This window comes from Leclercia sp. (assembly GCF_036780805.1).
Classification (GTDB): Bacteria; Pseudomonadota; Gammaproteobacteria; order Enterobacterales; family Enterobacteriaceae; genus Enterobacter.
Genome location: NZ_DAIQCE010000004.1, coordinates 24,227 through 37,306 on the forward strand (window position 1 = coordinate 24,227; position 13,080 = coordinate 37,306).

At 55.0% G+C, this 13,080-nt stretch carries 11 protein-coding genes; 9 read left to right on the forward strand and 2 right to left on the reverse strand.

Annotated features, from left to right (window positions below; genetic code table 11):
• Positions 1-8: 8 nt before the first annotated feature.
• Positions 9-1,391: a F0F1 ATP synthase subunit beta gene (gene atpD, locus V7Q49_RS12940; protein ID WP_032615506.1), complete on the forward strand. Its 1,383-nt coding sequence runs from the start codon at positions 9-11 to the stop codon at positions 1,389-1,391.
• Between the two features lie 20 nt (positions 1,392-1,411).
• Positions 1,412-1,831, forward strand: coding sequence for a F0F1 ATP synthase subunit epsilon (locus V7Q49_RS12945; RefSeq protein ID WP_039032217.1), 420 nt, complete (start codon positions 1,412-1,414; stop codon positions 1,829-1,831).
• A gap of 105 nt (positions 1,832-1,936) precedes the next feature.
• On the opposite strand, the gene V7Q49_RS12950 is transcribed toward V7Q49_RS12945, so the two are convergent.
• On the reverse strand, positions 1,937-2,104 hold the full coding sequence (locus V7Q49_RS12950; RefSeq protein WP_333852458.1) for a hypothetical protein: 168 nt from the start codon (positions 2,102-2,104) through the stop codon (positions 1,937-1,939).
• A gap of 64 nt (positions 2,105-2,168) precedes the next feature.
• Positions 2,169-4,262 (reverse strand): right-handed parallel beta-helix repeat-containing protein, encoded by a 2,094-nt coding sequence (locus V7Q49_RS12955; protein ID WP_333852460.1) that lies wholly within the window; start codon positions 4,260-4,262, stop codon positions 2,169-2,171.
• A gap of 343 nt (positions 4,263-4,605) precedes the next feature.
• On the opposite strand from V7Q49_RS12955, the gene glmU reads away from it, so the two are divergent.
• The 7 genes from glmU to phoU all read left to right on the forward strand — a co-directional run bounded on the left by glmU (position 4,606) and on the right by phoU (position 12,811).
• Positions 4,606-5,973, forward strand: coding sequence for a bifunctional UDP-N-acetylglucosamine diphosphorylase/glucosamine-1-phosphate N-acetyltransferase GlmU (glmU, locus tag V7Q49_RS12960; RefSeq protein ID WP_333852462.1), 1,368 nt, complete (start codon positions 4,606-4,608; stop codon positions 5,971-5,973).
• A gap of 154 nt (positions 5,974-6,127) precedes the next feature.
• Positions 6,128-7,957, forward strand: a complete 1,830-nt coding sequence (gene glmS, locus V7Q49_RS12965; protein WP_333852463.1) for a glutamine--fructose-6-phosphate transaminase (isomerizing) — start codon at positions 6,128-6,130, stop codon at positions 7,955-7,957.
• Positions 7,958-8,247: 290 nt separating this feature from the next.
• Entirely contained in the window at positions 8,248-9,288 is a 1,041-nt protein-coding gene (pstS, locus tag V7Q49_RS12970) for a phosphate ABC transporter substrate-binding protein PstS (RefSeq protein ID WP_333852465.1), read from the forward strand.
• 112 nt (positions 9,289-9,400) lie between these two features.
• Complete coding sequence (pstC, locus tag V7Q49_RS12975; RefSeq protein WP_333852467.1) at positions 9,401-10,360, forward strand: phosphate ABC transporter permease PstC; 960 nt, start codon at positions 9,401-9,403, stop codon at positions 10,358-10,360.
• Positions 10,360-11,250 carry a phosphate ABC transporter permease PstA gene (gene pstA, locus V7Q49_RS12980; protein WP_106995547.1) on the forward strand — a complete coding sequence of 297 codons (891 nt, stop codon included), beginning with the start codon at positions 10,360-10,362 and terminating at the stop codon, positions 11,248-11,250. Before pstC ends, pstA begins: the two co-directional genes overlap by 1 nt.
• A 47-nt stretch (positions 11,251-11,297) precedes the next feature.
• Positions 11,298-12,071 (forward strand): phosphate ABC transporter ATP-binding protein PstB, encoded by a 774-nt coding sequence (pstB, locus tag V7Q49_RS12985; RefSeq protein ID WP_333852470.1) that lies wholly within the window; start codon positions 11,298-11,300, stop codon positions 12,069-12,071.
• A 14-nt stretch (positions 12,072-12,085) separates the two neighbouring features.
• Positions 12,086-12,811 carry a phosphate signaling complex protein PhoU gene (gene phoU / locus V7Q49_RS12990; RefSeq protein WP_333852472.1) on the forward strand — a complete coding sequence of 242 codons (726 nt, stop codon included), beginning with the start codon at positions 12,086-12,088 and terminating at the stop codon, positions 12,809-12,811.
• Positions 12,812-13,080 lie beyond the last annotated feature (269 nt).

A 13,080-nucleotide genomic window follows, 5' to 3' on the forward strand; every position in this document is an offset into this window, starting at 1 on the left:
GATTCAAGATGGCTACTGGAAAAATTGTCCAGGTAATCGGCGCCGTGGTTGACGTCGAGTTCCCTCAGGATGCCGTACCGCGCGTGTACGATGCTCTTGAGGTTCAGAATGGTAATGAGAGCCTGGTGCTGGAAGTTCAGCAGCAGCTCGGCGGCGGTATCGTGCGTACCATCGCCATGGGTTCTTCCGACGGTCTGCGTCGTGGTCTGGAAGTTAAAGACCTCGAACACCCAATCGAAGTACCAGTAGGTAAAGCAACCCTGGGCCGTATCATGAACGTCCTGGGTCAGCCGATCGACATGAAAGGCGACATCGGCGAAGAAGAGCGTTGGGCTATTCACCGTTCAGCACCTTCCTACGAAGAGCTGTCCAGCTCTCAGGAACTGCTGGAAACCGGCATCAAAGTTATCGACCTGATGTGTCCGTTCGCGAAGGGCGGTAAAGTCGGTCTGTTCGGCGGTGCGGGTGTAGGTAAAACCGTAAACATGATGGAGCTGATCCGTAACATCGCGATCGAGCACTCCGGTTACTCCGTGTTTGCAGGCGTGGGTGAGCGTACTCGTGAGGGTAACGACTTCTACCACGAGATGACCGACTCCAACGTTCTGGACAAAGTATCCCTGGTTTACGGCCAGATGAACGAGCCACCAGGAAACCGTCTGCGCGTTGCGCTGACCGGCCTGACTATGGCTGAGAAGTTCCGTGACGAAGGTCGTGACGTACTGCTGTTCGTTGACAACATCTACCGTTACACCCTGGCTGGTACGGAAGTATCCGCACTGCTGGGTCGTATGCCATCAGCGGTAGGCTACCAGCCGACCCTGGCGGAAGAGATGGGTGTTCTGCAGGAACGTATCACCTCTACCAAAACCGGTTCTATCACCTCCGTTCAGGCGGTATACGTACCTGCGGATGACTTGACTGACCCATCACCAGCCACCACCTTTGCTCACTTAGATGCAACCGTGGTACTGAGCCGTCAGATCGCGTCTCTGGGTATCTACCCGGCCGTTGACCCGCTGGACTCCACCAGCCGTCAGCTGGATCCACTGGTTGTTGGTCAGGAACACTACGACACCGCGCGTGGCGTACAGTCCCTGCTGCAGCGTTATCAGGAACTGAAAGACATCATCGCCATCCTGGGTATGGATGAACTGTCTGAAGAAGACAAACTGGTGGTAGCACGCGCACGTAAGATCCAGCGCTTCCTGTCCCAGCCGTTCTTCGTTGCAGAAGTATTTACCGGTTCCCCGGGCAAATACGTTGCGCTGAAAGACACCATCCGTGGCTTTAAAGGCATCATGGAAGGCGAATACGATCACCTGCCGGAGCAGGCGTTCTATATGGTGGGTTCCATCGACGAAGCCGTGGAAAAAGCCAAAAAACTTTAACGCCTTAATCGGAGGGTGATATGGCAATGACTTACCACCTGGACGTCGTCAGCGCAGAGCAACAAATGTTCTCTGGTCTGGTCGAGAAAATCCAGGTAACGGGTAGCGAAGGTGAACTGGGTATCTTCCCGGGACACGCCCCGCTGCTCACCGCCATTAAGCCTGGTATGATCCGCATCGTTAAACAGTTCGGTCATGAAGAGTTTATCTACCTGTCTGGTGGCATTATTGAAGTGCAACCTGGCAGCGTGACCGTACTGGCTGATACCGCAATTCGTGGCCAGGATCTCGACGAAGCGCGAGCTCTGGAATCGAAGCGTAAAGCAGAAGAGCACATTAAGAGCTCTCATGGCGACGTGGATTACGCTCAGGCTTCTGCTGAGCTGGCCAAAGCGATCGCGAAACTGCGCGTTATCGAGTTGACCAAAAAAGCGATGTAACACCGGCTTGAAAGTACGAAAGCCAGTCTGGTCTCCAGGCTGGCTTTTTTTATGGAACCGTTTCAGTAAATATGAAACTAAAACGGAGTTTTATTATTTTTTGATTTAGATCACAAAAAGATTGATCGGCGAAATGGTCAGGAGTAGACTTTGTTTTGTGATGAATGTCACAAAACTGAACTCAAACAATATCAGGATGCCATCATGAAACTCATCAACAAAATCATCGCCCTCTTCAGCAACATGAGCGTTTCTTTCGGTACGTTCAACCACTAAGTGCTGATGTGCCGGGTGGCGCCACGCTTACCGTAGTGTGATAAGCGAAGCGCCGCTCTGGTTATTGGGTCTGCACCTGCGTTTTGTCTAACTCCTTCCCGTCCACGTTCACGCTTTTACCCTTCACCATAAAATAGTTCGTGTTATCAATGGTCCCCACCACCGCATCATCATACTCACCCGGCTGATTACGAATCGACAGGTTGCCGGTAAAGGTCCCCTGGGTTGTGACGTCGCCGTACGGGCTCGGGCGGAAGATGTAGTTAAAGCGCTGGTTATCCACCGCGATGTTGTTCTCCACCACCAGCTTGCCCGGGTTGAAGTTATCGGTGAAACCGTCCAGATGATTACCGGTGGCTTTGCTGTTGCGGATCTGGTGCGCCACAGGTTGCCCTTCTCCGCCGAGCTTAAAGCCGTTACTGGTATTGTTGCTGGCAACCGAGTTCTCGATTACCACCACGCCGTTTGCGCCATCTTCAATCTTATTGAACAGGTCGAAGCCGTCATCAATATTGTCGTGGGCATAGCAATGCTCCAGCCGGTTGCCATCGCCTACCCGCATCTTCACCGCGAAGCCATCGGCATTAATCTTGCCGGGATCCTCATTGGCATACGATTCGGAATCCACCACCCGGTTATAGCTCGCCCATAACGGCCGGCCAATTTTCTCCGGGGAGGAGATCTGGATCCCCGTGTCGTCATTGCGGTACGCGGTGACGCCCTCGATCAGGTTATGGCTGCCCTGCACGCGCAGGCTTTTCTCCGTAACGTCGATCCCCTGGATATGCCAGTAGCTGGCGTCCAGCAGCAGACCGCGGATCACCACTTTACCCTCAGCCTGCAGCGTTTTGAGCTTGTCGCTACTGCCGCTGGCCGTGAGCGGGATCTCGCTGCGCGGATAATCGCCGCTTTTCAGCACCAGCTTACCGCCGGGGGCCAGCAGCGCGATGGCGGTGGTGAGATCCAGCGGCGCATCGGCTGTGCCTTTCGCCTCTGCTTTACCGTCTGGGGCGGCATACATCAGCGCCGTATCCCTGTCGGCGACGCGTTCGACGGTGAGTTGCTGGTTTACCTGCTCGCCCTGAGACGGGGTAAAGGCCACCGTAAAGGTGCTGGTCTGTTCAAGACGGGTGGGCAGGGTGTACATCTCTCCCGCTTTTACCGTTTTCTCATTACCGATCACCACTTCGTTTTGCCGGACGCTGAATACCCCGTCTTCATTGGCGCGCGCCTGCAACAGGTAATCCCCGGAAGCGCTGATGTTCCCGGAAGCCAGCTGCACCACCAGCGGCAGCGGCTCTGCCTGCCACGGCGTCGAAGTGACGGTATGGGCGGGAGTCGTGGTCAGCGAGGCGTTGGTCACCGTGATTCTGGCATTCCGCGAGGCAAAGAAGCCGACGTAATAGCGATCCGGATTTTGCACCGAAATCAGGTCCGCGCGCGGCACGCTCTTGCTTACCCAGCTGTCGCTGTCCACCGGGGCCCACGCGGTAATAAACCCATCATCCGTGCGCTGTAGCTTGAGACGAAATTCCGGGGTCTGGCTCAGGTCCACCTCTTCTTTGTAACTCTGTTTTTTAATGGCTGCCCCGGCATTACCCCACGGCTGGGTGATCCCCTCCCGGGTGATGGCCTGCATTTTCACCCGCTGATGATCTTTTTTATCCTGGGTCATGATGGCGTTCATCACCTGATTCGACGCCGCGGGGAACTCCTCATAACCGGTTTTTAGCGGCTGCTGACGCGGATTGCCGAGGACATCCCGCACCAGCAGCCCGGCCCCTTCCTGCGCGGCGGGCTTTGCGCCATTCTCCGGTCCAAACTGATCCACCCGGATGTTGGCCTGCAGGACAAAATTCTCGCTCGCCGGCAGCTCGGTATAGAAAAAGGTTAATCCGTCGTGGGAGTTGGCTATTTTGCCGCCGCGGCTCTCCACCGTGATTGCTTTTGACAGCCCGGCACTCTCCTGCGGCGTAAGCTTTTTCCCGTCGATGGTGACATCATTGACGCCAATTTTTTCGGGCAGCACGTTGGATGAAAAATTCACGTCCGTGGATTGCCCAAACGCAATGGCTTTCCAGATATGGGGCTGTTCGGCGGCCGTTGCGGAAAAAGCGCTACACATCATCAGGGCCAGAGGTATTTTAGACTTCATCTTATTCTCCTGAGTAATAATTGAGCGCCATTATCATCAGAATAAAACAGCGTTTCTTTTTTGTAGGTCACATATTTCGATAATTAAAACAGCGTTTTGGTTATGGAAGGCTTTATTCATGAAGCGAAAAAATAGCTAACATGTTGTGCGGGCTGGAGACTTCTCCAAAGGACGCTATATTCCATAGGCAAAGTCCTTTACTCTGATGTAAAAAGAACCTTTAAACAGCCCGAAACTCGCGAGGTTGTGCGTTTTACCACCTCTGCATTTTATGGCGCAAAATATGTAGAATTTTCAACGCCAAAGGGTTTTACTTTTCACTCAAATTACAGTCAGGACGTGTATGTTGAACAATGCAATGAGCGTGGTCATTCTTGCCGCAGGCAAAGGCACCCGCATGTATTCCGATCTTCCAAAAGTGCTGCATACTCTGGCAGGGAAAGCGATGGTGCAGCATGTCATTGATGCCGCTAATGAAATGGGCGCGAACCAGGTTCACCTTGTCTATGGCCACGGTGGCGATCTGCTGAAGCAGACGCTGCGTGATGACAAGCTCAACTGGGTATTGCAGGCAGAACAGCTGGGTACCGGCCACGCCATGCAGCAGGCTGCCCCGTTCTTCTCTGACGACGAAGATATTCTGATGCTTTACGGCGACGTGCCGCTGATCTCCGTGGAAACGCTGGTGCGCCTGCGTGCCGCGAAACCGCAGGGCGGCATTGGCCTGCTGACCGTTAAGCTGGACGATCCGTCCGGTTATGGCCGTATCACCCGTGAAAACGGCAAGGTGACGGGCATTGTCGAGCACAAAGACGCCACCGATGCACAGCGTGAAATCCAGGAAATCAACACCGGGATTCTGATCGCCAATGGCGCAGACATGAAACGCTGGCTGTCGCAGCTGAACAACAACAACGCGCAGGGCGAGTTTTACATCACCGATATTATCGCGATGGCGTATCAGGAAGGGCGTGAGATTGCGGCCGTTCATCCGGCGCGCATCAGCGAAACGGACGGCGTAAATAACCGCCTGCAGCTCTCCCGTCTTGAGCGTATTTATCAGTCCGAGCAGGCAGAAAAACTGCTGCTGGCGGGCGTAATGTTGCGCGATCCGTCGCGTTTCGATCTGCGTGGGGTCCTCAAACACGGGCGCGATGTCGAGATCGATACTAACGTTATTCTGGAAGGCAACGTAACGCTGGGTAATCGCGTCAAAATTGGCACCGGCTGCGTGATCAAAAACAGCGTGATTGGTGACGACTGCGAAATCAGCCCCTACAGCGTGGTGGAAGATGCCCACCTGGAAGCCGCCTGCACCATCGGGCCGTTCGCCCGTCTGCGCCCGGGCGCAGAGCTGCTGGAAGGCGCTCACGTCGGCAACTTCGTCGAAATGAAAAAAGCGCGTCTGGGCAAGGGCTCGAAAGCAGGGCATCTGACCTATCTGGGCGATGCGGAGATTGGCGACAACGTGAATATCGGCGCCGGGACCATCACCTGTAACTACGATGGCGCGAACAAGTTTAAAACTATTATTGGCGACGACGTGTTTGTCGGTTCCGATTCGCAGCTGGTGGCCCCCGTGACCATCGGCAAAGGCGTCACCATTGCCGCAGGTACTACGGTGACGCGCGATGTGGCGGAAAACGAGCTGGTCATCAGCCGCGTGCCACAGGTTCACAAGCAGGGCTGGAAACGCCCGGTGAAGAAGTAAAAGCATTTTCGGGATGAGGGGATAAAATAATCCCCCTCCCATAAGCAGTACCCATAAAAATAACCCCACTCTCTACAAGGCTCGGGGCGCCCGAAAAGGGCACATACAGGTCAGCGACAACGCAGGCGAAAGCCTCTATTCGGAATCTAAAACTATGTGTGGAATTGTTGGCGCAGTCGCGCAGCGTGATATTGCTGAAATCCTTCTCGAAGGGTTACGTCGTCTGGAATACCGTGGTTACGACTCTGCCGGTCTGGCAGTGGTCGATGCAGAAGGGCACATGACCCGTCTGCGCCGCCTCGGTAAAGTAAACATGCTGTCACAGGCCGCGGAAGAAACCCCGCTGCACGGCGGTACAGGCATTGCCCATACCCGTTGGGCGACCCACGGTGAACCTTCTGAAGGCAACGCGCACCCGCATGTCTCTGAACACATTGTGGTGGTGCATAACGGCATCATCGAAAACCACGAGCCGCTGCGCGAAATACTCACCGAGCGCGGCTATACCTTCGTGTCTGAAACCGACACCGAGGTGATCGCCCACCTGGTTCACTGGGAGCTGAAGCAGGGCGGTACGCTGCGTGAAGCCGTACTGCGTGCCATCCCACAGCTGCGCGGCGCCTACGGCACCGTGATCATGGACAGCCGCGACCCGTCCACCCTGCTGGCCGCTCGCTCGGGCAGCCCGATGGTGATTGGTCTGGGGATGGGTGAAAACTTTATCGCCTCCGATCAGCTGGCGCTGCTGCCGGTAACCCGTCGCTTTATCTTCATGGAAGAGGGTGACATTGCCGAAGTGACCCGTCGTGACGTGACGCTGTTTGATAAATCGGGTGCGCCGGTGAAGCGTCAGGATATCGAATCCAGCCTGCAGTACGACGCGGGTGACAAAGGTGCTTACCGTCACTACATGCAGAAAGAGATCTACGAGCAGCCAAACGCCATCAAAAACACCCTGACCGGGCGCATCAGCCACGGTGAGGTGGATCTGAGCGAGCTGGGCGCCAACGCCAACGAGATGCTGGCTAACGTCGAGCATATTCAGATCGTGGCCTGCGGTACCTCCTACAACTCCGGTATGGTCTCCCGCTACTGGTTTGAATCCCTGGCAGGCGTGCCGTGCGACGTGGAAATCGCCTCTGAATTCCGCTATCGCAAATCAGCGGTGCGCCGTAACAGCCTGATGATCACCCTATCGCAGTCCGGCGAAACCGCCGACACCCTGGCGGCGCTGCGTCTGTCCAAAGAGCTGGGTTATCTCGGTTCGCTGGCGATCTGTAACGTGCCGGGCTCCTCGCTGGTGCGTGAATCCGATCTGGCGCTGATGACCAAAGCCGGCACTGAAATCGGCGTGGCCTCCACCAAAGCGTTCACCACCCAGCTGACGGTTCTGCTGATGCTGGTGGCGAAACTGGCTCGTCTGAAAGGCCAGGATGCCTCTGTTGAGCATGACATCGTTCATGGCCTGCAGGCGCTGCCGAGCCGTATTGAGCAGATGCTCTCGCAGGACAAACGCATTGAAGCGCTGGCGGAATCCTTCTCCGACAAGCATCACGCCCTGTTCCTCGGTCGTGGCGATCAGTACCCGATCGCGCTGGAAGGCGCTCTGAAGCTGAAAGAGATCTCCTACATCCACGCGGAAGCCTACGCCGCAGGCGAGCTGAAACACGGCCCGCTGGCGCTGATCGATGCGGATATGCCGGTGATCGTGGTGGCGCCTAACAACGAACTGCTGGAAAAACTGAAATCCAACATCGAAGAAGTCCGCGCCCGTGGCGGTGTCCTGTTTGTCTTCGCCGATAAAGATGCCGGTTTCGTCAGCAGCGACAACATGCACATCATCGAGATGCCGCATGTGGAAGAGGTGATTGCGCCAATCTTCTATACCGTACCGCTGCAGCTGCTGGCGTATCACGTCGCGCTGATTAAAGGCACCGACGTTGACCAGCCGCGTAACCTGGCGAAGTCCGTTACCGTAGAATAATCCCCTCAGGCTCCACCTTCGGGTGGAGCTTTTTTTCCCGCGTTTTTTAATGACAAACTGTCATCTTCAACTAACTTTTTCAGTGTCACAGAAAGAAAATTTTTCTGAAATCTTAGCGTCATAATGATATCCAACCTGCTGATATATAATCTTTATTTTAACTTCCCTAAAGCTAAATTCTCGCTGTCATAAAACTGTCATAATTCGTACATTTATCTGTCACCTGTTTGTCCTATTTTGCTCATCGTAGCCACTAAACAACGATTTACGAAAATCTTGCAGGAGACATTATGAAAGTTATGCGTACCACTGTCGCAACTGTTGTCGCCGCGACCTTATCGATGAGCGCGTTCTCTGTATTTGCAGAGGCAAGCCTGACTGGCGCTGGTGCAACCTTCCCTGCGCCGGTGTATGCCAAATGGGCTGATACCTACCAGAAAGAAACTGGTAACAAGGTGAACTACCAGGGTATCGGCTCCTCCGGTGGCGTTAAACAAATTACCGCGAATACCGTTGATTTCGGCGCATCTGATGCTCCGCTGTCGGATGAAAAACTGACGCAGGAAGGCCTGTTCCAGTTCCCGACCGTTATCGGTGGTGTTGTGCTGGCCGTGAATATCCCTGGTCTGAAGTCCGGCGAGCTGGTGCTGGACGGCAAAACCCTGGGTGATATCTATCTCGGCAAGATCAAAAAATGGGATGACGAAGCCATCACCAAACTGAACCCGGGCGTTAAGCTGCCTGCGCAGAACATCGCTGTGGTTCGTCGTGCTGACGGTTCCGGTACCTCCTTCGTCTTCACCAGCTACCTGGCGAAAGTGAACGAAGAGTGGAAATCCAAAGTCGGTTCCGGCTCTACCGTGAACTGGCCAACCGGCCTGGGCGGTAAAGGTAACGACGGTATCGCCGCTTTCGTACAGCGTCTGCCTGGCTCAATCGGCTACGTAGAATACGCTTACGCTAAGCAGAACAACCTGGCGTACACCAAGCTGGTCTCAGCTGACGGTAAACCAGTAAGCCCGACCGAAGAGAACTTTGCTAACGCGGCTAAAGGTGCTGACTGGAGCAAATCTTTCGCTCAGGACCTGACTAACCAGAAAGGCGAAGGCGCGTGGCCAATCACCTCCACCACCTTCATCCTGGTGCACAAAGAGCAGAAGAAACCTGAGCAGGGTACTGAAGTGCTGAAGTTCTTCGACTGGGCATACAAAAACGGCAACAAACAGGCGAACGACCTGGATTACGCCAGCCTGCCGGACAGCGTGGTTGAGCAGATTCGTGCTGCATGGAAAACCAACGTGAAAGACAGCAGCGGTAAAGCGCTGTACTAACAGGATATTTTTGACGAAGATGGCGGGTGGCAATAACGCTAACCCGCCAGGCCCGGTAAGCGTCAGCGCCACCGGGCATATTCGTAAGACGTCTCAAACAGAAGAGTAATTTATGGCTGCAACCAAGCCTGCATTTAACCCTCCGGGTAAAAAAGGTGACATGATTTTCAGCGCGCTGGTAAAACTGGCTGCGCTGATTGTGCTATTGCTGCTGGGCGGCATCATCGTGTCTCTGATTTTCTCCTCCTGGCCGAGCATCCAGAAATTTGGTTTCTCCTTCCTGTGGACCAAAGAGTGGGATGCGCCGAACGATATTTACGGTGCGCTGGTGCCGATCTACGGCACGCTGGTGACCTCATTTATCGCCCTGCTGATTGCCGTGCCGGTGAGCTTCGGTATCGCCCTGTTCCTGACGGAACTGGCGCCGAACTGGCTGAAGCGTCCGCTGGGTATCGCCATCGAGCTGCTGGCGGCAATTCCAAGTATCGTGTACGGCATGTGGGGCCTGTTTATCTTTGCCCCGCTGTTCGCGACATACTTCCAGGAGCCGGTGGGCAACGTCCTCTCCGCCATCCCGTTTGTGGGCGCCCTCTTCTCCGGTCCGGCATTCGGTATCGGGATCCTGGCCGCAGGCGTGATCCTCGCCATCATGATTATTCCGTACATCGCAGCGGTAATGCGCGATGTCTTCGAACAGACCCCGGTGATGATGAAAGAGTCGGCCTACGGCATCGGCTGCACCACCTGGGAAGTTATCTGGCGTATCGTTCTGCCGTTCACCAAAAATGGGGTAATTGGCGGCGTCATGCTGGGTCTGGGCCGCGCGCTGGGTGAAACCATGGCCGTGACCTTTATCATCGGTAATACCTACCAGCTCGACAGCGCCTCGCTCTATATGCCGGGCAATAGCATCACCTCGGCGCTGGCTAACGAATTCGCCGAAGCGGAATCGGGCCTGCACGTTGCCGCGCTGATGGAACTGGGCTTAATTCTGTTTGTTATCACCTTCATCGTTCTGGCGATCTCTAAAGTGATGATCATGCGCCTGGCGAAAAATGAGGGGGCACGCTAATGGCAACGCTCGAAATGCAAAACACCGTGGAGCTGGCGGAATCACGCCGCAAAATGCAGGCGAAACGCCGCATGAAGAACCGCCTCGCGTTGACGCTCTCGATGGCGACGATGGCCTTTGGCCTGTTCTGGCTGATCTGGATCCTGTTCTCCACGGTCACGCGCGGTATCGACGGCATGTCGCTGGCGCTGTTCACTGAAATGACTCCACCCCCCAATACCGCAGGCGGTGGTCTGGCAAACGCCCTGGCGGGCAGCGGCCTGTTGATCCTGTGGGCGACCGTGTTCGGTACGCCGCTCGGCATCATGGCGGGGATCTATCTGGCGGAGTACGGCCGTAAATCCTGGATTGCGGAAGTGATCCGCTTCATCAACGATATTCTGCTCTCTGCCCCGTCGATTGTGGTCGGCCTGTTCGTCTATACCATCGTGGTGGCGCAGATGGAGCACTTCTCCGGCTGGGCTGGGGTGATTGCGCTGGCGCTGCTGCAGGTACCTATCGTCATCCGTACTACCGAGAACATGCTGAAACTGGTGCCGGACAGCCTGCGTGAAGCGGCCTACGCGCTGGGCACGCCGAAGTGGAAGATGATCTCTGCCATCACCCTGAAGGCGTCTATCTCCGGGATCCTGACCGGCGTACTGCTGGCCGTGGCCCGTATTGCCGGTGAAACCGCACCGCTGCTCTTTACCGCGCTTTCCAACCAGTTCTGGAGCACGGACATGATGCAGCCGATCGCCAACCTGCCGGTCACCATCTTTAAATTTGCGATGAGCCCGTTTGCCGAATGGCAGTCACTGGCCTGGGCCGGGGTACTGATTATTACCCTGTGCGTACTGTTACTGAACATTCTGGCGCGCGTTATCTTCGCGAAGAAGAAACACGGTTAATTATTAACGGCGTGGCACTCAGCGGCGCCGGATGAGGAAATGAGTCAATGAGTATGGTCGATACTGCCCCGGGTATTCTTTCGGTTCGTGATCTGAACTTCTACTACGGCAAGTTCCATGCCCTGAAAAACATCAACCTGGATATTGCCAAGAACCAGGTCACGGCATTCATCGGTCCGTCTGGCTGTGGGAAATCCACGCTGCTGCGTACCTTTAACAAAATGTATTCGCTCTATCCGGAGCAGCGCGCCGAAGGCGAGATCCTGCTGGACGGCGACAATATTCTGACCAATACCCAGGATATCGCCCTGCTGCGCGCGAAAGTGGGCATGGTGTTCCAGAAACCGACGCCGTTCCCGATGTCTATTTATGACAACATTGCCTTTGGCGTGCGCCTGTTTGAGAAGCTCTCCCGCGCCGATATGGACGAGCGCGTGCAGTGGGCCTTGACCAAGGCCGCATTATGGAACGAAACCAAAGATAAACTTCACCAGAGCGGATACTCTCTCTCCGGTGGCCAGCAGCAGCGTCTGTGCATTGCGCGTGGTATCGCCATTCGCCCGGAAGTGTTACTGCTGGACGAGCCGTGCTCAGCGCTGGATCCGATCTCTACCGGCCGTATCGAAGAGCTGATCACCGAGTTAAAGCAGGATTACACCGTGGTGATCGTGACCCACAACATGCAGCAGGCTGCGCGTTGTTCTGACCACACGGCGTTTATGTACCTGGGCGAGTTGATTGAGTTCAGCGATACGGACGCGCTGTTCACGAGGCCCGCGAAGAAACAAACAGAAGACTACATCACCGGACGCTACGGCTGATTCAGGAGTGCGCAATGGATAATCTCAATCTTAATAAACACATTTCCGGCCAGTTCAACGCCGAGCTGGAAAGCATCCGCACCCAGGTGATGACCATGGGCGGAATGGTCGAGCAGCAGCTTTCTGACGCCATCACCGCCATGCACAACCAGGACAGCGAGCTGGCGAAGCGCGTGGTGGAAGGCGACAAACACGTCAACATGATGGAAGTGGCGATCGACGAAGCCTGCGTGCGCATCATCGCCAAGCGTCAGCCGACGGCGAGCGACCTGCGTCTGGTGATGGCGATCATCAAAACCATCGCCGAGCTGGAACGTATTGGCGACGTGGCGGACAAAATCTGCCGCACCGCGCTGGAGAAATTTTCCCACCAGCATCAGCCGCTGCTGGTGAGCCTGGAGTCGCTGGGTCGCCACACCGTGCAGATGCTGCACGACGTGCTGGATGCCTTTGCGCGTATGGATCTGGATGAAGCGGTGCGTATTTACCGTGAAGACAAAAAGGTCGACCAGGAGTATGAAGGCATTGTGCGTCAGCTGATGACCTACATGATGGAAGACACGCGTACTATCCCAAGCGTCCTGACCGCCCTGTTCTGCGCCCGCTCTATCGAGCGTATCGGTGACCGTTGCCAGAACATTTGCGAATACATCTTCTACTTCGTGAAGGGCCAGGATTTCCGTCACGTAGGCGGGGATGAGCTGGACAAAATGCTCGCCGGAAAAGATCCGAAAGAGTAATACCTCCCGTAACGCCAGCTAAGCTGGCGTTATATTTAAATATCAAAATATTTACCTTGTGAATAACTCTTTTTTTCTCCACGCAATAATATTGCCGTCAGTCACATTTCACTCTTTTCCCGGTTGTTTTCTTTTCTCTTCTCCCCTAAAACATCCCGATATTAACGCGAGCCACAGAAATACGTTAATGCGCTAATAACGTTATTAAGAAAAACTGGATTGTTACCGCTATTTCGCGGGCAAAACCTGAAAGTGAATATCTCTTTAAG

What these genes read in the sequence shown, in the direction of transcription:
- pstS (WP_333852465.1), top strand. Translation starts at nt 8,248, where the DNA reads ATGAAAGTTATGCGTACCACTGTCGCAACTGTTGTCGCCGCGACCTTA.
- glmS (WP_333852463.1), top strand. Translation starts at nt 6,128, where the DNA reads ATGTGTGGAATTGTTGGCGCAGTCGCGCAGCGTGATATTGCTGAAATC.
- pstA (WP_106995547.1), top strand. Translation starts at nt 10,360, where the DNA reads ATGGCAACGCTCGAAATGCAAAACACCGTGGAGCTGGCGGAATCACGC.
- glmU (WP_333852462.1), top strand. Translation starts at nt 4,606, where the DNA reads ATGTTGAACAATGCAATGAGCGTGGTCATTCTTGCCGCAGGCAAAGGC.
- atpD (WP_032615506.1), top strand. Translation starts at nt 9, where the DNA reads ATGGCTACTGGAAAAATTGTCCAGGTAATCGGCGCCGTGGTTGACGTC.
- phoU (WP_333852472.1), top strand. Translation starts at nt 12,086, where the DNA reads ATGGATAATCTCAATCTTAATAAACACATTTCCGGCCAGTTCAACGCC.
- V7Q49_RS12945 (WP_039032217.1), top strand. Translation starts at nt 1,412, where the DNA reads ATGGCAATGACTTACCACCTGGACGTCGTCAGCGCAGAGCAACAAATG.
- pstC (WP_333852467.1), top strand. Translation starts at nt 9,401, where the DNA reads ATGGCTGCAACCAAGCCTGCATTTAACCCTCCGGGTAAAAAAGGTGAC.
- pstB (WP_333852470.1), top strand. Translation starts at nt 11,298, where the DNA reads ATGAGTATGGTCGATACTGCCCCGGGTATTCTTTCGGTTCGTGATCTG.
- V7Q49_RS12955 (WP_333852460.1), bottom strand. Translation starts at nt 4,262, where the DNA reads ATGAAGTCTAAAATACCTCTGGCCCTGATGATGTGTAGCGCTTTTTCC.